General features: G+C 68.3%; 13 protein-coding genes. 9 read left to right on the plus strand and 4 right to left on the minus strand.

Annotated features, from left to right (window positions below; translation table 11 throughout):
* Positions 1-39: 39 nt before the first annotated feature.
* Genes ACBY01_RS09725 through ACBY01_RS09740 form a run of 4 tightly spaced genes read left to right on the plus strand, consistent with a single transcriptional unit; the run spans position 40 to position 6,378 of the window.
* A complete protein-coding gene (locus ACBY01_RS09725; protein ID WP_416460614.1) occupies positions 40-1,596 on the plus strand; it encodes a tryptophan halogenase family protein in 1,557 nt (518 codons plus the stop codon).
* A complete protein-coding gene (locus ACBY01_RS09730) occupies positions 1,593-3,104 on the plus strand; it encodes a tryptophan halogenase family protein (protein WP_416460615.1) in 1,512 nt (503 codons plus the stop codon). Before ACBY01_RS09725 ends, ACBY01_RS09730 begins: the two co-directional genes overlap by 4 nt.
* Before the next feature lie 20 nt (positions 3,105-3,124).
* Entirely contained in the window at positions 3,125-4,717 is a 1,593-nt protein-coding gene (locus ACBY01_RS09735) for a GH39 family glycosyl hydrolase (RefSeq protein ID WP_416460616.1), read from the plus strand.
* Positions 4,718-4,740: 23 nt separating this feature from the next.
* Entirely contained in the window at positions 4,741-6,378 is a 1,638-nt protein-coding gene (locus tag ACBY01_RS09740; protein WP_416460617.1) for a family 43 glycosylhydrolase, read from the plus strand.
* A gap of 183 nt (positions 6,379-6,561) precedes the next feature.
* Here the strand turns inward: ACBY01_RS09740 and ACBY01_RS09745 are convergent, their stop codons facing one another.
* The 3 genes from ACBY01_RS09745 to ACBY01_RS09755 are packed head-to-tail and all read right to left on the minus strand — an operon-like array spanning position 6,562 to position 10,747.
* Positions 6,562-7,371: a GDSL-type esterase/lipase family protein gene (locus tag ACBY01_RS09745; RefSeq protein WP_416460618.1), complete on the minus strand. Its 810-nt coding sequence runs from the start codon at positions 7,369-7,371 to the stop codon at positions 6,562-6,564.
* The gene (locus ACBY01_RS09750) at positions 7,368-8,333 is read right to left on the minus strand and encodes an alpha/beta hydrolase (protein ID WP_416460619.1); all 966 of its coding nucleotides are present in this window, start codon (positions 8,331-8,333) and stop codon (positions 7,368-7,370) included. The genes ACBY01_RS09745 and ACBY01_RS09750 overlap by 4 nt, the downstream gene beginning before the upstream one ends.
* Complete coding sequence (locus tag ACBY01_RS09755) at positions 8,333-10,747, minus strand: glycoside hydrolase family 3 protein (RefSeq protein ID WP_416460620.1); 2,415 nt, start codon at positions 10,745-10,747, stop codon at positions 8,333-8,335. The genes ACBY01_RS09750 and ACBY01_RS09755 overlap by 1 nt, the downstream gene beginning before the upstream one ends.
* A gap of 122 nt (positions 10,748-10,869) precedes the next feature.
* On the opposite strand from ACBY01_RS09755, the gene ACBY01_RS09760 reads away from it, so the two are divergent.
* The 5 genes from ACBY01_RS09760 (at position 10,870) to ACBY01_RS09780 (ending at position 19,603) form a co-directional block, all read left to right on the plus strand.
* A complete protein-coding gene (locus tag ACBY01_RS09760; RefSeq protein ID WP_416460621.1) occupies positions 10,870-11,964 on the plus strand; it encodes a LacI family DNA-binding transcriptional regulator in 1,095 nt (364 codons plus the stop codon).
* 226 nt (positions 11,965-12,190) lie between these two features.
* Positions 12,191-14,428, plus strand: coding sequence for a WD40/YVTN/BNR-like repeat-containing protein (locus ACBY01_RS09765; RefSeq protein ID WP_416460622.1), 2,238 nt, complete (start codon positions 12,191-12,193; stop codon positions 14,426-14,428).
* A complete protein-coding gene (locus ACBY01_RS09770; RefSeq protein WP_416460623.1) occupies positions 14,314-16,044 on the plus strand; it encodes a DUF5597 domain-containing protein in 1,731 nt (576 codons plus the stop codon). Before ACBY01_RS09765 ends, ACBY01_RS09770 begins: the two co-directional genes overlap by 115 nt.
* A 38-nt stretch (positions 16,045-16,082) precedes the next feature.
* Complete coding sequence (locus ACBY01_RS09775; RefSeq protein WP_416460624.1) at positions 16,083-18,953, plus strand: glycoside hydrolase family 31 protein; 2,871 nt, start codon at positions 16,083-16,085, stop codon at positions 18,951-18,953.
* 263 nt (positions 18,954-19,216) lie between these two features.
* The gene (locus ACBY01_RS09780) at positions 19,217-19,603 is read left to right on the plus strand and encodes a DUF6334 family protein (RefSeq protein WP_416460625.1); all 387 of its coding nucleotides are present in this window, start codon (positions 19,217-19,219) and stop codon (positions 19,601-19,603) included.
* Between the two features lie 183 nt (positions 19,604-19,786).
* Here the strand turns inward: ACBY01_RS09780 and ACBY01_RS09785 are convergent, their stop codons facing one another.
* Positions 19,787-21,391 (minus strand): alpha-L-fucosidase, encoded by a 1,605-nt coding sequence (locus ACBY01_RS09785; RefSeq protein WP_416460626.1) that lies wholly within the window; start codon positions 21,389-21,391, stop codon positions 19,787-19,789.
* Between the last annotated feature and the right edge of the window lie 177 nt (positions 21,392-21,568).

Consider the following 21,568-nt stretch of genomic DNA (forward strand, 5'->3'; position numbering starts at 1 on the left):
CATCTCCCGGCGCCACCCTTGCTGTGATAGAGAGGCGCCATGCGCAAACGCTTGCTGATCGTCGGCGGCGGTACGGCCGGCTGGCTGACCGCGGGCTACCTCGCCAAGCGGCTGAGTGCGGACCTGCCGGGCGGGGTCGCCATCACCCTGGTGGAATCGCCGGAAATCGGCGTCCTCGGCGTGGGCGAGGGGACGTTCCCCACCATCCGCCGCACGCTCCAGACCATCGGCATCCGCGAGGTCGACCTCGTCCGCAAGTGCGGCGCGAGCTTCAAGCAGGGCGCCAAGTTCGCCCACTGGCGCTTCACGCCGGGATCGCCCGGCCCGGATCATTACACCCACCCGTTCCAACTCGCCCAGTCGGACAACGGCCTCGACCTGCTGCCCTATTGGCTGCTCGGCCACGGCGGCGACGCGAATTGGGACGAAGTCTGCAGTCCGCAGAAGAAGGCGGCCGACGCGCACCGCGCGCCCAAGCTGCCCAGCCACCCCGACTATGTCGCGCCGCTGAACTACGCCTTCCACTTCGACGCCGTCGCGCTGGCCGGGCTGCTGCGCGACAAGGCGGTGGAAAATGGCGTCACCCATCTGGTGGACCGCGTCACTGACGTGAGCCTCGACGACAGCGGCGCGATCGCGGGCGTGTCGACCGAGAGCAATGGCCGGCTCGAGGCGGACCTGTACATCGACTGCACCGGCTTTCGCGCCGAGCTGATCGGCAAGGCGCTGGGCGTGCCCTATCGCTCATGCCGGGACGTGCTGTTCTGCGACACCGCGCTGGCGATCCAGGTGCCGTATCGAGACGAGCGCGAGCCGATTGTCTCCTACACGCTCGCCACCGCGCAGGAGGCGGGCTGGATGTGGGACATCGGCCTCGACCGCCGCCGCGGCATCGGGCATGTCTTCTCCTCCGCGCATACCGACGATGCCCGCGCGGAGGAACTGCTGCGCGCCTATGTCGGCGATGCGGGCGGAACCCAGGAGGTGCGCAAGATCCGCTTCGACGCGGGTTATCGCGAGACCAACTGGCACCGCAACTGCGTCGCCATCGGCCTGTCGAGCGGCTTCTTCGAGCCGCTGGAGGCGACCGGCATCGTCTTTTCCGAGGTGGCCGCGGGGCTGGTCGCCAATCTGTTTCCTTGGGGCGGCGACCACGAGACCTCGGCGCGCCAGTTCAACGCCAACATGCTGCAGCGCTACGAACGCGCACGCGACTTCATCAAGCTGCATTACTGCATCTCGGAACGCCGGGATTCACCGTTCTGGTGCGACAATGTCGCCGCATCCTCGATCCCCGACAGCCTGCACGACCTGCTCGAGCGCTGGCGCTTTCGGCCGCCGACCGAGATCGATATCGACACGAACGTCGACATCTTCACCGAGGCGAGCTGGCAATATGTCCTCTACGGCATGGGTTGGCAGACCGACCTGTCCGCCCGCGCTGGCGCCTATCGCTACGTCGACAACGCGCGCCGCGCCTTTGCCGAGGTGGAGCGGCAGGCGGCGTTCGCGATCGCCAACCTGCCGAGCAACCGCCAACTGATCGACTATGCCCGCACGCGCAGCTTCGGTCCGCCGCAGGGCGTGGTGAGGTGACGGCAACGCCGCTCGACCGCGTGGTCATCGTCGGCGGCGGGACGGCCGGATGGATGACAGCCGCGGTGCTCGCGCGGCTCACGGCGGCGGGCACGTCGGTGACGCTGGTGGAGTCCGAGGAAATCGGCACCGTCGGCGTGGGCGAGGCGACGATCCCGCCGCTACTCGACTTCAACCGCTTCCTTGGCATCGACGAGGATGCGTTCGTCCGCGCGACCGGGGCGACCTTCAAGCTGGGCATCGAGTTCGTCGACTGGGCGCAGCGCGGAGAGCGATACCTCCACCCGTTCGGCACCTTCGGCCGCGACGTCGAGGGGATCAAGTTCCACCAGCTCTGGCTACGGCAAGCGCGGATGGATCCGCCGATCGCCGACACCGGATCGCTGCACGACTATTGCCTGGCGTCGGTAGCGGCCCGCATGGGGCGGTTCACCCGACCGAGCGGCGATCCCGCCGCGGTGCTGTCGTCGCTGCGCTACGCCTTCCACTTTGACGCGGCGCTCTATGCCCGCTTCCTGCGCGGCATCGCCGAGCGGGGTGGCGTCGCGCGGGTCGAGGGGCGGGTCGGCCGGGTGGATCTCGCGCCCGAAGACGGCTTCATCCGCGCGGTGCAGCTTGCCGACGGGCGCCGGATCCAAGGCGACCTGTTCGTGGATTGCAGCGGCTTCCGCTCGTTGCTGCTCGGCGAGGCGCTGGGCGTGCCCTTCACCAGCTGGCAGCGTTGGCTCCCGTGCGATCGCGCGCTGGCGGTGCCGAGTGCACCCACCACCCCGCTGCGGCCTTACACCCGCGCGACGGCGGAGCAGGCAGGATGGCGCTGGCGGATCCCGCTCCAGCACCGCACCGGCAACGGCCATGTCTATGCCAGCGCCTTCGTGGGCGAGGACGAGGCCGCCGACGCGCTGCTTCAGGGTCTCGACGGCGCGCCTGCTGCCGACCCGCGCCCGCTGCGCTTCGTGGCGGGCATGCGCGAGCGGCTGTGGGAGCGCAACTGCGTCGCGATCGGCCTGTCGGGCGGCTTCCTGGAGCCGCTGGAATCGACCAGCATCCACCTGATCCAGTCCGGCATCACCCGGCTGATGAGCCTGTTTCCCGACAGCGGCCACGCGCCGGTCGAGCGGGAGGCCTACAACCGGCTGGGACGTGCCGAATATGAGCAGGTCCGCGACTTCCTGATCCTCCACTATCACGCCAGCGAGCGCGACGATTTCGACTTCTGGCGCCACTGCCGCGCCACGCCGCCGCCGGACAGCCTGGCGCACAAGCTGGAACTGTGGCGCGCCCGCGGCCGGGTGCTGCCCGAGCCGGGCAGCCTCTTCACCGAGGACAGCTGGATCGCGGTGCTGATGGGGCAGGCGGGCATGCCGGCCTCTGTCGATCCGCTGGTCGCCACGCTTCCTGCACCGGAGGCGGGACGCTTCCTGCAGCATCTGCGCAGCGTCATCGGCCAGACCGCCGCGGCCATGCCGCCCCACGACCAGTTCATCGCGCGCCACTGCGCAGCCTGAGCCTTTCGGAGACCAGCACCATGCGCATCAACGACCCCGCCACGACCCTGCGCCGCGCGGCCGGCCGGGCGCTGATGGCGGCGGCGATCGCCACCGCGACGCCGACATTCGCCCAGACCCGGCAGATCGACGTCGATTTGGCGCGCGCCGGTGCGCCGATCGACCGCTCGTTCAACTTCTCGGTCGGTGCCGACTATCCCGGCACGCTGATGCGCGACGACAGCATGGCGCAGCTGCGGACGGCGGTCGACGAACTCGGCTTTCGCTACATCCGCTTCCACGGGCTGTTCCACGACAAGCTCGGCACCGTCCGCGTGGTGGACGGCAAGACCGTGTACGACTGGACCAAGATCGACGCGCTGATCGACGCCCTGCTCGCGCGACGGATCAAGCCGTTCGTGGAGCTCGGCTTCACCCCCACCGCGATAGCGACCTCTCAACAGACGCTGTTCTACTGGAAGGGCAACACCTCGCATCCCGAGCCCGAGGCCTGGGCCGCGCTGGTCGAGGCCTTCGTCCGCCACGCCCGCGCCCGCTACGGCGAGGCGGAGGTCCGCAGCTGGTTCTTCGAGGTGTGGAACGAGCCGAACCTCGACGGCTTCTGGGAAGACGCCGATCAGAAGGCCTATTTCGACCTGTACGAGACGAGCGCCCGGACGATCAAGGCGGTCGATCCCACCCTGCGCGTCGGCGGCCCGGCAACCGCAGGCGCGGCCTGGGTGCCCGAACTGCTCGCCTTCACGGCCGAGCGCCGCATCCCGATCGATTTCGTCACCACCCACGCCTATGGCGTGGAGGGCGGGTTCCTCGACGAGAAGGGCGAGGACGACAACAAGCTGTCGACCAACCCCGACGCGATCGTCGCCGACGTCCGCAAGGTCCGCGCTCAGATCGATGCGACGCAGTATCGCGGCCTGCCGCTCTACTTCACCGAGTGGAGCGCCAGCTACAATCCGCGCGATCCCGTCCACGACAGCTACATCAGCGGGCCGTACATCCTCACCAAGCTGCTCGCGACCCGCGGGATCGCGCAGGGCATGAGCTATTGGGCGTACAGCGACCTGTTCGAGGAAGCCGGTCCGCCGCCGACGCCGTTCCACGGCGGCTTCGGACTGATGAACCGCGAGGGCATCCGCAAGCCGGCATGGTTCGCGTACAAGTACATGAACCAGCTCACCGGCAAGGAGATCGCCACCGGTGACGGCGAAGCGCTGGCGGCGACCGAGGGCGGCGCGACCAACGTCGTGCTGTGGGCCTGGCGCCAGCCCGAGCAAACCGTAAGCAACCGCCCGTTCTTCACCAAGGTGCTGCCGGCCAAGCCGTCCGAGCCTACCCAGCTGCGGTTCGCCGGCCTTCAGCCCGGCCGCTATCGCATCGCCGTCCGCCGCGTCGGCTTCAAGGCGAACGACGCGCACACGCGCTACCTGGAAATGGGCTCGCCCAAAGATCTGAGCGCCGCGCAGCTCGCCGAGTTGCAGGCACTAACGCGCGACCTGCCCGAGAAGCAGACGACCGTCCGGGTCGGCCGCGACGGTCGCCATGCGATGACGGTGAAGATGAGCACCAACGACGTGGTGCTCGTGTCGGTCCAGCCGGCCGGCGCCGCACAGTAACAGCACCAGGCGAGAGAGAAACGATGACGGTGAACCGCCGCGAGACGATCCTGTTGGCGCTGGCCTCGGCCGGCGCGACGCTGCCGGGCCGGGCTCTGGCCGCCGGCCAGACGGCGCCTGCCGCCCCCACGCGCGCTCGCTGGGGCACGACGGTGGAAGGCCAGCGCCGGGCCGATCTGGGCGACGGCACCTATCGGAACCCCGTGCTGGCGGGCGATCGGCCGGACCCTAACGTGCTGAAGGACGGAGACGACTATTACGCCGCCTTCTCGTCCTTCCTCTACTATCCCGGCGTGCCGATCTGGCATTCGCGCGACCTGGTGAACTGGACTCCGGTCACCGCCGCGCTCAAGACGCCGATCGGCAACGTCTGGGCGCTCGACATCGCCAAGCACGACGGGCGCTATTTCATCTACATCCCGGTGCTGGATGACGCCGATCCCGCCCGCGCGCTCAAGACCTATGTCATCCACGCGCCCAGCATGAAGGGGCCGTGGAGCGAGCCGATCGACATGCGGATCGACGGCCTCATCGATCCCGGCCATGCGCTGGGCGAGGACGGCAAGCGCTACCTGTTCTTCAACGGTGGCAACCGGGTGCAGCTGAGCGACGACGGCCTGTCGGCGGTCGGCAAGGTCCAGCATGTGTACGACGGCTGGCCCATCCCGGAGAACTGGATCATCGAGGGCTTCGCGCTCGAAGGGCCGAAGATCACCCGCAAGAACGGCTGGTTCTACATGTTCTCCGGCGAGGGCGGTACCGCCGGGCCGCCGACCAGCCACATGGTGGTGGTCGCCCGCTCGCGCTCGATCGACGGGCCGTGGGAGAATTGCCCGCACAACCCGATCGTCCGCACCGTCAGCCGCGACGAGCCCTGGTGGTCGCGCGGCCATGCGACGGCGATCGAGGGGCCGGACGGCAAGTGGTGGCTGGTCTACCACGGCTACGAGAACGGCCTGCGCACGCTGGGACGCCAGATGCTGCTGGAGCCGATCGAGTGGACCGCCGACGGGTGGCCGCGCGCCACCGGCGGCGACCTGTCGCGCCCGTTGCCGAAGCCCGGTGGGAAGGGCGGAGCCCACGGCCAGCCGCTGTCGGGCTTCGGCCCGGACGCGATCGGCAACAAGCTGACCTTCTGGGCACCCGCGCCGGGCTATCTCGATCGCGCGCGCATCGCCGGTGGCGCGCTGACGCTGGCGGGGCAGGGGACCGGTCCTGCAGATGCTTCGCCGCTGCTGTTCTTGGCGGGCGACCGCTCCTACGAGGTGCGGGTCGAGGTGGAGTTGGAGGGTGCAGCCCAGGCTGGGCTGATCCTGTTCTACAACGAAAAGCTGTTCTGCGGCCTCGGCCTCGGGCAGGAGAAGCTCCACGCCTATCGCATCGGGCAGGAGGAACGCTGGCCGGCCGGCGCGCAGATCGACACGCGCCGCCTGCACCTGCGGCTGGTCAACGACGAGAATGTCGTCACCTTCTTCTACAGCCGCGACGGGAAGCGCTGGACCAAGGAGCGCTCGTTCGAGGTCTCCGGCTACAACCACAATGTCGCGGACGGCTTTCTCAGCCTGCGTCCTGGGCTGTATGTGGCGGGCGAGGGCAAGGCGACGTTCCGCAACCTGGCCTACCGCGCCTTGCAGGGGGTCAGCGACAGCGTCCGCCCGTGATCCCGCGGCACCTTCCTTGTGCGGCATCTTTGCAAAACGTCCGTCATGCTGACGGAAGTCAGCATCCAGACACGCAGCGCCAGAGGCTCAAGCGGCACGGCAATGGATCCTGACTTCCGTCAGAATGACGAAAAGACAGGGGACATCCCTTTTGCAAACACCCCGTCTTAGCCGGGGGTGCCATCAGGATCGGCGCGGTCTTCTCGGCGGGCGGGCCAGCGCCTCGGCGATGGCGGCACGCACCACCGGCGCCATGCGCGCGTAGCCGGCCGCGTTCGGATGCAGCCCGTCGCCAGTGTAGGCGTCGGTCAGCATTCCGCGTGAGTCCGCCAGCGGGGCGGCATAGTCGGCGAAGGCATAGCCCCGCGCCGCCGCGAGTGCGCGCAGCCCGTCGTTGATCGCGCGCAGCGTCGCCGGCGGTCGTTCCTTGGTCATGTAGCCGCGGTTCTCGCCATAGTCGTTCACCGGCAGCAGCCCGCACAGGACCACGCGGATGCCCCGCGCGTCGGCGATGTCGGCCATCGCGGTGATGTTGGCGAGGATCGTCTCGGGCGTCTCGACCTGCAGGAAACCCGACACGTCGTTGGTGCCGCCCAGGATCACGACCGCGGCGGGCTGCAGCGCGACGACATCATGCTCGAACCGCACCAGCATCTGCGCCGTCACCTGCGCCCCTATGCCGCGATTGACGTACGGCTTGCCGGGAAAGGACTTGGCCAGATCCCAGCCATCGGTGATCGAATCGCCCAGGAACACGACCCGCTGCTCCCCCTGCGCCGGCGGCGGCAGGGCGGCGTTGGCCGGCGCGTAGAGATAGCGCTCGCCGAAATCCCGCATCAGCGACGGGACCAGCTTGTCGCGAAACGGCCCGCCCCACGGACCCCAATCGCGCGTCTCGGTGACGGTACGACGCTCCGGGCTGCTCTGATACTGCGGTTCGTCGGCGGCGATGAGCATCACCGCACCGGCAAGCAGCAACGCGATCCGCTTCATGCCGGCAGCACTCCCAGTCGCTTGGCATAGGCGACGAACAGATCGGGCCAAGCGGATGCCGGCACGGTCTTGGGCAGGCGCACGCCAAAGCCGTGGCCGCCCTTGTCGAAGCCGTGAAACTCGGTCTCGCGCTGCTGGTCGAGCATCGCCTGGTACAGCGAGATGCTGTTGGCGATCGGCACCAAGCCGTCGTCGCTGGCATGCGCCAGGAAGATCGGCGGCGTCGTCGCGGTGACTCGCGTCTCGACCGAGGCTGTGCGCCGCAGCGTCTCGCCCGCGTCCGGCCCCAGCAGCGCGTCGCGCGAGCCGCCGTGGGTGAAAGGTGCGGAAAGGCTCACCACCGGATAAATCAGCCCGGCAAGATCGGGGCGAGCGGACTGCTGGTCGGCAGCGTCGACCGGCGCGTAGGTGCGCTCGTCGTGCCGGGTCGCGAGGCTGCCGGCGAGATGCCCGCCGGCCGAAAAGCCGAGTGCCGCCACGCGCTTGGGATCGACGCCATAGGTCGCCGCGCGTGCGCGGATCACCCGCATCGCCCGCTGCGCATCCTGCAGCGGCACCAGCGCGCGATCGGCCCAGCCCTCGCCCGGCAGACGATAGCTCAGGATGAAGCAGGTGACCCCGCGCGCGGTCAGCCAGCGCGCCTGTTCCTCGCCCTCGTTGTCGATTGCGAGAAAGCCGTAGCCGCCGCCCGGTATCAGCAGCACGGCCGTGCCGTTCGATGCCGACGGGCGGCGCACCATCAGCGTCGCACGATCGATGCCCGTCAGCGCGCGATCGTTGACGTCCGGATCGCTGGACCCCTGATTCGCCTTGGGGACCGGCAGGCGGGCCGGCGTGCCCGGCGCCTTTCCGGGCCAAAGCTGGACGGTCTCGCCCCAGGTGATCGGCGCCGCATGCGCCGGCGCGCCGACAAGGGACAGAGCCGCCGCTGCCGCCAGCACGTCGCGTCGCGAGGGCGTCATCACTTCCCTCCGCCTTTGGCAGGGCATACCGCGCCCGCGGGATCGGTCGCGAGTCGGATGTCCGAGATCGCGACCGAGAAGGGTGCCGCCGCGTCGAGCGCGAACGGGCTGGAGACCTTGTCGATCGTCGCGCCCGCATCGCGGAAGCACTTCAGCGGCACGCGCAGCATGTGCCAGCCCGCGCTCTTGTCGAGGGTCGAGGCGATGTCGACGCGGCCGCCGCCCAGCGCCAGCCCGACTGGCCCGGTGGGTGCCTTGTCGACGCGATAGGTGACCTGCAGGTTCAGGTCGCCGTTGGTTTCGCGGGTGAGGGCGAGGTCGGGGCCGGTGATCTTGGCCGTGCCCTTGCCCTTCCAGCTCAGCTGCACCGCGCCTTCCTGCGCGTTGGCGCTGTCCACCGCTGCGCGGCCGATCGCCGGATCGAGCGACAGCTGGAACGGCGCCGGCACTCGGCCGCGTGCGAAGAACAGGCTGGTGTTGGCGAGGCTCGCGTCGATGCCGGCGACCTCGCTCAGCGCGGGCACCGTGCCGCCCTTGGCGTAGCTCAGGCCATAGCCGAACGGGAACAGCGGGTCATAGCCCGGCGCGCCGCGGTTCAGCACGAACTGCGCGGCCGTCTTGGGCCAGCTGAAGGCGAGCTTGCCGGTGAAGTCCCGCTTGCCGCCGATCAGCACGTCGGCGATGCCGGCGCCTTCGGACCCCGGGAACCAGGCGGCGACGAACGCATCCGACTGGTTGAGCTCCGGGTTCACCCACATCGGGCGGCCCGACAGGAACACCGACACGGTCGGCACGCCCGCCGCCTTCAGCTTCTTGAGCAGCGCCAGCGCCTGCTTGTCGCCCGCCTCGAACTCCAGCGAGCGCACATCGCCGCGCATCTCGGCATAGGGCTGCTCGCCGAACACCACGATCGCGACGTCGGGCTTGGTGGTGAAGCTGCCGTCCGCCGACAGCGTGGCGGTGCCGCCGCCCGCCTTGGCGGCCGCGGCAATGCCCGCGTAGATCGAGGTCGCGCCGGGGAAATCGGCGTTGGTGTTGCCGTCGCCCTGCCACGAGAGCGTCCAGCCGCCCGACTGGCGGCCGATGTCGTCGGCCGCATCGCCGGCAACGAGGATGTTGGCGCTCGCCTTCACCGGCAGCACGCCGCTGTTCTTGAGCAGGACGAGGCTTTTCGCCACCGCCTCGCGCGCGACCGCACGATGCTCGGCCGATCCGATCACCTGCGGGCGGCTTTCATAGGGGCGCGGCGCGTCGAACAGGCCCAGCTTCATCTTCACGCGCAGGATGCGGCGCACCGCATCGTCGATGCGCGCCATCGGGATGGTGCCCGCCTTCGCCGCGGCGAGGGTGGTGGTGTACAGGCCCTTCCAGCTGTCCGGCGCCATCGCCATGTCGAGGCCGGCGTTGAAGGTCGCGGGGCAGTTCTCGTTGGTGCAGCCCGGGATCTGGCCGTGGCCGTTCCAGTCGCCGACGACGAAGCCGTCGAAGCCCATGCGGCCCTTGAGCACGTCGGTCAGTAGCGACTTGTTGCCGTGCATCTTGGCGCCGTTCCAGCTGGAGAAGCTGGCCATGACCGTCATGGTGCCGGCGTTCACCGCCGCCGGGTAGCCGGCGTTGTGGGTCGCGATCAGCGTCGCCTCGTCGACCTGAGCGTCGCCCTGGTCGATGCCGTCCTTGGTGCCGCCGTCACCCAGGAAGTGCTTCACGCTGGCCGCGACATGGCCCTTCTGGATGCCCCAGTTTGCGGGTTTGCCCTGCAGCCCCTCGACCATCGCGCCGGCATAGGAGGCGACGACCGCGGGGTCCTCCGAATAGCCTTCGTAGGCGCGGCCCCAGCGATCGTCCTGCGGCACCGCCAGCGTCGGGCCGAACGCCCAGTCGATCCCTGCCGCCGCCGTCTCGGCCGCGGTCGCTTCGCCGATGCGGCGGATCAGCGCGGGTTCGCGCATCGCCCCCAGCGCGCTGTTGTGCGGGAAGATCGTGGCGCCCACCACGTTGTTGTTGCCGTGCACCGCGTCGATGCCGAACATCAGCGGGATGGCGACGTGCCCAGGCCGCTTCTCCATCGCGACCTTGTTGAACGCCTGCGAGGTCGCCACCCATGGTGCGGCGGGCGAGCGGTCGGGCGCGCCGATCGGCGGCGAGCTGCCGCCTGCCAGGATCGAGCCTAACGGATAGGTGCGCAGGTCCTCGGGCGTGATCGCGGACGTATCGGCCTGGATCATCTGGCCGATCTTCTCTTCGAGAGACAGCTTGGCGAGGAGTGCCGAGATCTTCGCTTCGGTCTTGGCATCGACCAGTGCGGCGGGGCTCTTCGCCTCCGGCCAGCTTGCCGGGGTGGCGACCTGCGCCGCCGTTCCGCTTGCCACCATGCCCATCAGGGCCGCTACCGCCCAATAGCTCACGCGACGCATTTCTTCCCTCTCCGTCTTTTTATCCGCCTCCGAATAGGAGAACGTGTTTGATAACGCTATCAGCTTTTCCGACGCGCCACACTTGCTGCTTTGCAGATGCCGAACAGATGCTACGGAGCCTTATGGCAGCCGGCTCGACGCGCAAACCCCGAAGCGGAACCTCGCGGCACAAGGGCGCGCCCACGATCGCCGACGTCGCCGCGATGGCGGGCGTGTCGCTCATGACCGTCTCGCGCGTGATCAATGCCGAAGGCAACGTCCGCGACACGACTCGCGAGGCGGTGCATACGGCGATCGCCAAGCTGAACTACGCCCCCAACCGCGCCGCCCGCCGCCTCGCCGGTGCCGCGCAGCAGCGCATCGGGCTGCTCTACAGCAACCCGTCGGAAGCCTATCTCAGCGCCTTTCTGCTCGGCAGCCTCGACCAGGCGAGCCGGGCCGACATCCAGTTGGTGGTCCAGAACGTCGAGACGGGGAGCGGGGAACGCGAGATGGCGCAGCGGCTGCTCAACAGCGGCGTCGACGGCATCATCCTGCCGCCGCCCCTGTGTGACTCGCAGCCGGTGCTCGATCTGCTGAGCGAAGCGCGGGTGCCGGCGGTCGTGGTCGCCACCGGCCGCCGACCCGAGCACCTCGCCGCGGTGTCGATCGACGACCGCAGCGCCGCGTGCGAAATGACCAGCCACCTGCTCGATCTCGGCCATCAGCGGATCGGCTTCATCATCGGCAACCCGAACCTGACGGCGAGCGGCGAGCGGCTGGAGGGCTATCGCGCAGCGCTGGCGGAGCGCGGGATCGAGGTCGACGACTGCCTCGTCGCGCAAGGCCTGTTCACCTATCGCTCCGGGCTCGACGCCGCCGAGGAGTTGCTGGAGGCCGAGCAGCCGCCGTCGGCGATCTTCGCCAGCAACGACGACATGGCCGCCGCGACGGTCGCGGTGGCGCATCGTCGCGGCCTCGACGTGCCCGGCGATCTGACGGTGGTGGGGTTCGACGATAGCGCCCTTGCCACGACGATCTGGCCCGAACTCACCACCATCCACCAGCCGATCGCGGACATGAGCCGCGCGGCGGTCGATCTGCTCGCGGCGATGCTGCGGGACAGGCGCAGCGGGACGGCCGAGGTGCTTCGCCAAGTGGTCCTCGACTATACGCTGATCCGCCGCCAGTCGGATGCCGCGCCGCGGCGGCGTCCGGCAGCGCGGATGCTGGGGTAGGGCGGTCTTCGTTGGCGACGCGACCGGCCGCCAGCGCCGTCAGCGATCGTCCAAGAGCTCATCGACCCGGCGGATTTTATGGCGGCATGTTCCGCCCGTTAGGTGAAGCTGCAGCACACGCCTGCCGCTCGCAATGGTTGTGTTAGCGGTATCGTTCATGCCATAAACCGCCTCAAGGGCGAAAAAGTCGTCCAAAAAGAACAAGCGAGGGAGGGCGGAGAGGACGATGGCGCGCATGCGTTTCATGCACACAGCCGTGATCGCGCTCGCCCTTTGCGCTGGCGTCGACGTGGCGGCTGGACCGGCTGCATCACCGGCCGTTCCCTACGATTGGCGCAACGTCACGCTCGGCGGCGGCGGCTTCGCACCGGGGATCGTGTTCAGCACCGCCGAGCGCGGCCTCGCCTACCTGCGCACCGACATGGGCGGCGCGTACCGCTGGGATGCCACCCGGGCGCGCTGGCTGCCGCTGCAGGACGACGAAGCGGAGCCCAGTTACATGGGCATCGAGAGCATCGCCCCCGATCCGGTCGACGCCGACATCGTGTACATGGCCGCAGGCATGAGCGCGCGGATGCCGGCGGCGATCTTCCGATCCGCCGATCGCGGAGCCACCTGGCGCAAGACGGCGGTGCCGTTCGCGATGGGCGGCAACGAGGACGGCCGCGGCATGGGCGAGCGGCTGGCGATCGATCCGAACGCGCCCGCCACCTTGCTGTTCGGGTCGCGCCACGATGGCCTGTGGCGCAGCGACGATTCGGCCGCCACCTGGCACAAGGTCGTCGGGTTCCCGCTCGCCGGCCTCGGCAAACCCGATCGCCCGCGCACAACGCATGGCGGCCTGTCCTTCGTCCTGTTCGACAAGGCGAAGCGCGGCCGCATCTACGTCGCGAGCGCGGACCCGGGCGCCCGGCACCTGTTCCGCTCCGACGATGGCGGTACGAGTTGGCGGGTGATCGCGGGAGGGCCGTCCGCCGATCTCCTGCCGGTCAAGGGCGTGGTCGGCCGCGACGGCGTGCTTACCATCACCTATTGCGACTATATCGGCCCGAACGGGATCAAGCGCGGCGAGGTCTGGCGCTTCGATCCGGCCAAGGGCGCGTGGCGCGACGTGACGCCGCTCAAGGGCGCGGCGGTGGTGCCCGGCGGCTATATGGGCGTGGCGGTCGCGGCGAGTGATGCCAACGTCCTCGCGGTGGCGACGGTCAACCGCTATCAGGGCGGCGATACCGTATGGCGTTCGTACGATGCCGGGCGGACGTGGCGGGAACTCTCCCGCACCAGTACGCGCGACGTGTCCGCGACACCGTTCCTCGATTTCGACAAGAAGGCCAACTTCGGTCACTGGATCGCCGGCCTCGCGATCGATCCGTTCGATGTCGGCCACGCCGCCTATGTCACCGGCGCGACGATGTACGCGACCGACGGCTTCGACCAGCCCGGCACCATGCGCTGGGCGCCCTGGACGAAGGGAATCGAGCAGACCGCCGTCATCACCCTGGTCAGCCCGACGGGCGGCGCGCACCTCGTATCGGGATACGGCGATCTCGGCGGGTTCCGCCACGACGATCTCACCGTCTCGCCGCCGCGCGTCCACCTCAACCCGTTCCTGACCAACACCAACTCGCTCGATTATGCCGGCGCCGCGCCCGCGGTGATGGTGCGCAGCGGCAACACGCACAAGCCGGTGGTGCCCGACACGTCGCTCGCCTGGTCGGGCAACGGCGGCACCAGCTGGCAGCCGCTCCGCGTGCCGCCCAGTGAGTCCTCCGGCAGCGAGCCACCGCCCGAGCGCACCGGCAATGCCGCGATCACCGTCTCAGCAGACGGCAGCACCTTCGTGGTCGAGACGACGCGACCCATCCTCACTCGCGATCGGGGCAGGACATGGGCGCCGATCCGCGGCCTGCCTTCGCGTGTCCGGGTGACCGCAGACAAGGCCGACGCGGCACGCTTCTACGCGATCGATTTCGCCGCCGATCGCCTGGTGCGCAGCGATGACGGCGGCGCGACCTTCCACTCCATTGCCGGCACCGGGCTCCCCGTCGACCTGTCCGGCGCCCGCGCGGTGGGTCGCGAGGCGGCAAACCCGCTGGTCGCCACGCCGGGCCGCGCCGGGGCGCTGTGGCTGCTGGTCGGAAGCGAGCTGTACCGCTCGACCGATTTCGGCGAGCGTTGGGAACGCGCCACCAGCGGTATCGCGATCACGCGCTATGGCCTGGGCAAGGGCGCGGCGGACGCCCGGTGGCCGGCGCTGTACGCCATCGGCCAGCGCGGCGATACCAAGGGCGTGTTCCGCTCGCTCGACGGTGGCGCGGGGTGGCGGCGCATCAACGACGACGCGCATCAATGGGGCCTGCGCCTGCGCATGGTCAGCGGCGATCCGCGTCTGTTCGGCCGCGTCTATGTGGCGACCGACGGACGCGGGATCCTGTACGGCGATCCGAAAGAGGGGGCGAAGTGAACGTCTTTACACTAGGCACCGCGCTCGTCGCACTGGCGAGCGCCACCGTTGCGACGGCGCAGACCGGCCCGGCTACCGAACTGCCGCGGCTGGAAAGCCGCAACGGGCGCCACGCCTTCATCGTCGACGGCGCGCCGTACCTGATGCTCGCGGCGCAGGCGAACAATTCGAGCAACTATCCCGCGATGCTCGACGAGGTCTGGCCGGTGATCGACCGGATCAACGTCAACACGCTCGAGATCCCCATCGCCTGGCAGCAGGTCGAGCCGGTCGAGGGGACGTACGACCTGTCGTTCCTGCAGGTGCTGCTCGATCAGGCGCGCGCGCATGACAAGCGAATCGTGCTTCTGTGGTTCGGCACGTGGAAGAACACGAGCTATGCCTACACCCCCGATTGGGTGAAGCTGAACCCCGGGCGCTTCCCGCGGATGAAGACGCGCGAGGGCAAGGATCATGGCGTGCTCAGCGCGCATGGCGAGCAGACGCTGGCGGCCGACACGCGCGCGTTCGTCAAGGTGATGGAATATCTGCGCGATCACGATCCGCAGAACACCGTGATCCTCGTCCAGCCGCAGAACGAAACGGGCAGCTACCGCAACCCGCGCGATTTCGGCGCCACGGGCAACCGACTGTTCGCGCAGCAGATCCCCGCCGCACTCGCCCGCAAGACCGGCAAGTCCGGCACTTGGAGCCAGGCGTTCGGCGCGCAGGCCGACCGGGCCTTCAACACCTGGTACGTCGCCTCCTACGTCAACGCGATGGCGGTGGCGGGCAAGAAGGCGAAGCCGCTGCCGATGTACGTGAATGCATCGCTCGCGGGGCCATCGAACGTTCCCGATCCCGACGGCGTCGCCAGCGGCGGACCGCAGCAGGACGTGCTCGACATCTGGAAGGCGGCGGCACCCGCGATCGATTTCGCCGCGCCCGACATCTACGATCGCAAGAGCGAGAACATCGTCCAGTATCTCGACAAATACGCGCGTCCCGACAACGCGCTGATGGTGCCCGAGATCGGAAACGGCAAGGAGTTCGCGCGCTTCTTCTATCCCACGATCGGGCGGGGCGGCATCGGCTTCGCGCCGTTCGGCATGGATGACACGGGCTATTTCAACTATCCGCTCGGCTCCGACAATCTCGACAAGCAAACGCTCGACGCCTTCGCGCTGCCCTACAAGGCGGTGGGTTCGATCATGCGCGACTGGGCGCGGATCGCCGCCACCCGTCCGACTTGGGGCGCGGCCAAGCCCGACGACGGCACCGCTGTCTCCACCGTCCTGGGCGGATGGAAGATCTCCGGCACCTGGGGGGAGTGGCAGTTCGGCACCAAGGAATGGACTTGGCTCAAGTCCGAGCCCGCACCCTGGGCGTCGCAGCCGATCGGCGGCCTCGCCGTCGCGCAGATGTCCGACACCGAATTCCTGCTGGTCGGCGATCACGTCCGCGTCCGCTTCGAATCCGAGACGCCCGGCAACATGGTGCTGCGCATCGAGGAAGGCGGCTTTGACGACGGCAAGTGGGTGATGAAGCGGGTCTGGAACGGCGACCAGACCGACTACGGCATCAACCTGATCGACCGGCCACAGGTATTGAAGATCACGACGGGTCGCGCGCGCTGAGCCGCGCCCCCAATAAGAATGGATAGGGGTTAGGATATATGAACAGGGTTCTTATCGCTGCGCTGCTGACCGGTAGCGCGATCGCCTCGCCCGCGCAGGCGCAGAGCGGCGCCTTCCAGAAGATCGCCGGCGGCGTGGCGGTGACGCCTGCATCCGGCCCGTCTTCGCGTGTTGAGGTGACGGTGCATGGCGACGGCATCCTGCACGTGGTCGCGACGCCGCGGGACATGGCGACGGGGCCGCTGGCGCCCAGCCTGATGGCGCCCAACCCGCCGGCCGCCGGCAAGTACCAGGTGCGCGAGCAGGACGGCTACGTCACCATATCCGCCGCCAAGTCGACCGCGCAGATCGCGCTCGCCACCGGCGAGGTGCGCTTTCTGGATCGTGCCGGCAAGCTGCTGCTGAACGAAAGCGGCGCCACCGCCTTCGCCCCCACCACCGCCGACGGCAAGCCGTCCGTCACCGTCTCGCAGCAGTTCAACCGCGGCACCGACGAGGGCGTCTACGGCCTCGGCCAGCACCAGAATGCCTACATGGACAATCTGGGCGAGGACGTCGAACTCGCCCAGCACAACATGGACATCGGCATTCCGTTCCTGGTTTCCACCAAGGGCTACGGGCTGCTGTGGGACAACAACTCGATCACCCGCTTCGGCAATCCCAAGCCGTATCGCTTCGTGGGCGAGGGGATGAAGGTCTCGTCCGGTGGCAAGCCGGGCTGGAAGGCGGAGTATTTCCTCGACGGCAAGCCGGTGGTGACCCGCCAGGAAGCGACGATCAACTACCAGTACATCAAGGATCAGGCGAATTGGCCCGAGGCGGCCAAGGCGCAGACCGAGGCGGCGACCGGCGGACAGAACACCGCCGGCAACGCGGTGCAGAAGCAGACGGTGATCTGGACCGGCGACGTGATGCCGACCAGCACGGGCACGCACCGCTTCCAGCTCTATGGCTCGAGCTATTTCAAGGTCTTCGTCGACGGCAAGGAAGTCCTCAACCGCTGGCGCCAGAACTGGAATCCCTGGTACGCGAACTTCGACGTGCCGATGACCGCGGGCAAGGCCGCCAACGTGCGTATCGAATGGGAGCCGAACGCCGGCTACATCGCGCTGCTGCACAGCGATCCGCTGCCGACGCAGGACCGCAACTCCATCTGGTTCACCAGCGAGGTGGGGCAGGCCAAGAACTATTGGTTTATCCCCGGCGGCAGCATCGACGGCGCGATCGCCGGCTATCGCCAGCTCACCGGCAAGTCCGAGATGATGCCGAAGTGGGCCTATGGTTTCTGGCAGTCGCGCCAGCGCTACGACACCCAGGCCGAGGTCACCGGCGTGGTGGAGAAGTACCGCGAGCTGAAGATCCCGCTCGACAACATCGTGCTCGACTGGCGCTACTGGCGCGACGACGACTGGGGCAGCCACCGCTTCGATCCGACGCGCTTCGCCGATCCCAAGAAGATGATCGACACGGTGCACGCCGACAACGCGCACTTCATGATCTCGGTCTGGCCCAAGTTCTACCCGACGACCGATACCTACAAAGAGCTCGAGGCCGCCGGTGCGGTGTACAAGGGCAACCTTGAGATGGGGAACAAGGACTGGGTCGGCCCGGGCTATGCCAACACCTTCTACGATCCCTATTCGGCGAAAGGTCGCCGCATCTTCTGGAAGCAGATCGAGGAGCGTCTGGCGAAGCTCGGCACCGATGCCTGGTGGGCGGATGCGAGCGAGCCCGACATGCACTCCAACCTCTCGATCGAGGAGCGCATCGAGACGATGGGGCCGACCGCGATCGGGCCGGCAACGCAGTATTTCAACAGCTTCCCGCTGATGAACGCGCAGTCGTTCTACGACGGCTGGACGTCGTTCAAGCCGGACGTCCGCCCGTTCCTGCTCACCCGGTCGGGGTTCGGCGGGTTGCAGCGCTACAGCGCGGCGATCTGGTCGGGCGACGTCGCGAGCCGCTGGTTCGACCTTAAGGCGCAGATCTCGGCCGGGGTGAACGCCTCGATGTCCGGCATCCCCAACTGGACGCACGACATCGGCGGCTTCGCGCTGGAGGATCGCTACGCGACCAAGACGCCGACCGCGGCGAACCTCGACGAGTGGCGGGAACTCAACCTGCGCTGGTTCCAGTTCGGTGCGTTCAGCCCGCTGTTCCGCAGCCACGGCGAGTTTCCGTATCGCGAGATCTACGAGATCAGCCCGGAAGCCTCGCCGATGCGCCAGTCGATGGTGTGGTACGACACGCTGCGCTACCGCCTGATGCCGTACATCTACACGGTCGGTGCCGATACCTATATGAAGGACGGCAGCATCATGCGCGCGCTCGCCGCCGACTTCCCGCAGGACAAGGCGGCGCGTGACCTCGTCGACGAATATCTGTTCGGCGACGCGTTCCTCGTCGCGCCGGTGGTCGAGTACAAGGCGCGCAGCCGGAAGGTGTACTTCCCCGGCACGGGCACCTGGTACGACTTCTCGACCGGCAAGACCTATCGCGGCGGCCAGACGGCGACCGTCGACGCGCCGGCCGAACGCATGCCGCTGTTCGTCCGCGCCGGCGCCATCGTGCCGATGGGCCCCGTCATGCAGTACACCGACCAGGATCGCAGCGCCCCGCTGACGATCACGGTGTACACCGGCGCCGACGGCACGTTCTCGCTCTACGAGGACGACGGCACCAGCACCGCGTACAAGTCGGGCGCGTTCAGCCGCATTCCCATGCGCTACGACGACCGGACCGGCGCGGTGACGCTCGGCGCGCGCGAGGGCAAGGGCTGGAAGGGCATGCCCGCCAGCCGCACCATCCGCGTCCGCTGGATCCGCGAAGGCAAGCCGGTGACCGACACCAACGGCTACGACGCGGAGGCGACCTACAACGGCCGTGCGCTGACCATCGCGCGGAAGTAAGCGGCACCACGCCCCCTCCCCGTCGGAAGACGGGGAGGGGGCGTAACGGCCGTCAGCGACGTGCGCGGCAACTCGTGCCCGCGAGGCCGGCTTGCAAAGCGAGCCATGCCGACGAAGGCGGTTGTTGAGGGCGTCGCCGAAAGCGCCACTTCCGCGGCGGACCGCTCACCATGGTACGCATGGTTCCCGAGCGAAGTTCGGGAGGATGGAAGTGACCGATTGTGGTGATAGCGGACATTCTGCCGGTCCGGTAATAGCGGTCCATGGCCGACCGCACGATGCTCCAATTCGACTATGATAAGGCTCACGGGCAGGTTGCGACCGCTGTGCTCGGCCGACGCGACGGAGCGGCTGGCTGGCACGGCGTGGCGGTGGTGATCGAGGACCGCGCCCTCGTGTTGCGGGTTGACGCGGATACCGACGAGATCGCTGTGGAGCTTGAGGCAGCGCCGGATGTGAATAGCGGTTGGCAAGCCGTCGCCGAGTTGTCCGACTTCGTTGGATCGGAGTTGGGGTGGTGCTGGGTAGGTCGAAACTACCGAGGCTACCTCGACATGTTCACGCTGTCATTCTCCGGCCTTGAGCCGCAGTTGTGCTTCACGGGCGAGGCGGCGACCATCAGCATAAGGCGCATCCTGCCAGCCTCATGAATGTCTGCAATTGGGCAAATCAGTAGTTCCACAAAGCCCGTCATGCTGAACTCGTTTCAGCATCCACCCCGCCACACACGCTAGAGAAGTGGACCGTGAAACAAGTTCAGGGTAACGCCGGATGAGGCGAACGCGGCGGCGCCATTTTTTCTTTTCGCCGTAGAGGACGAATGGCGCCCGCCCTCAAACTAGCCCTGTGCCCTCCAGCTTCACCACCGGCACGAAGCCAGTGCCCGGCGGGACGGTTAAGTTCAGCCCCTCGGCCCGCTGCGTCACCTCGACCGGTGCCCCGCGCAGCAGCGTCGCCCGCGCGACGCGTCCGTTCCACCGCCCGCGCCCCAGCGCCGCTACCGTCACCGCTCGCGTCGGGCGCTTCAGGAACAGCAGGTACAACGCGCCCTTGTTCACCGTGAAGCGCACGTCCCGTTCGTCGAAGCCCTTGAACGCGCCCTCGTTCTGCATCCCCGCGGCAAGCTGTGTCGGCCCCTCGCCATAGACACGCCACGGTCGCGAGCCGAAGATCGCCTCGCCGTTCACCGCCATCCAGCCGGCGAGATCGTCGAGGATCCGCTCCTCCTCCGCATCGATGCTGCCGTCGCCGCGCTGGGGGACGGACAGGAGGAGGTTGCCGTTCTTCGACACCACGTCCGCCAGCCGCTGCACCACGTCCTCGGCGCTCTTGTAGCTCCTGTCGGTGAAGCGGCTGCGGTTGTAGAACCAGTCGCCGATGCAGGTGTCCGTCTGCCACGGCTCGTCCCACAGATGGTCGGAAAAGCCGCGCTCGACGTCCTGCACCACGCCGAAGCGGGCGTAGGGCTTCAGTTGCTTGGCGGTGAGCACCACGTCGATGTCGCCATGCCAGGCGATCGAGCGGTTGTAGTAGTGCGCGGCCGCCTCCAGCCCCGTGTTGCCGAACGGCAGCTCGTAATTGTCGAAATAGCACAGGTCCGGGCGGTACTTTTCCACAAGCTCCTGCTGACGAAGCAGCCATTGCCGCACGAAGCGCGGGTCTCCGGGTGGAGCCGTCTCGATCCACTGGCCGTCGTGCTGGTCGTGCCAGGCGTTCATCGCCTCGATGCTGTCGATCCCGTCGGGCGCCACCATATGGGGGCCGGTGTAGAGTTGCTGCGGGTCGAGCCCGTCCCACCATTGCCCGCGCCCGTCCGCCTTCGTCAGGCGATACGCGTCGTAGCGTTCGCCCTTGCGCGGACCCACCGGATCATAGCCATAGGCCGGCTGATACCAGTGCCAGGCGTGCGAGATGTGGTTCGACACGCCGAACCGCAGCCCCGCGCGCCGCGCCGCCCGTTCCCAGATGCCGACCACGTCGCGCTTCGGCCCGATGCGGGTCGCGTTCCAGCCGTGATGGCTGCTGTCGAAACAGTCCAGATTGTCGTGATGGCAGGCGAGCGAGACGAAGTATTTGGCGCCCGCCTTGACGAAGCGCTGCATCAGCGCCTCCGGCTCCCACGCCGCGGCGGTCCAGCGCGGGAACAGGTCCTTCATCCCGAACTCGCTCGGATGGCCGTACGTCCTGCGGTGGAAATCGGCCATCGGATGGCCCTGCATGTAGAGGAAGCGGCCGTACCAGTCGCCCTGCTCGGGCACCGCCTGCGGACCCCAGTGCGACCAGATGCCGAACTTGGCGTCGCGGAACCAGTCCGGGTAGCGGTACTGCTGCACCAGCGACGGCCAGTTTGGCTGCACCCGCTCGCCCCGGGCGGCGATCAGGGCAGGGGCCGCCAGTGCGGCAGCGATCACGGCGCGCCGCGATGGTCCTCGGGTCATTTCGTCCTCCCCTGTTGGATTTCCCGTCCGTCTGCGCGGAGCCTGTCGAAGGGCGGGTCCGAAGCACGAGGCGTCTGTTGGATCAGCCGCTCACGCTGCGCCGCTTCGCGCGTCCTTCTAGTCTCATGGACAAGCGGGGCACAAGCCGATAGCGCTATCATCCGTGAGGGGAGAGAG

The organism is Sphingomonas mangrovi, assembly GCF_047975845.1.
GTDB lineage: Bacteria > Pseudomonadota > Alphaproteobacteria > Sphingomonadales > Sphingomonadaceae > Sphingomonas.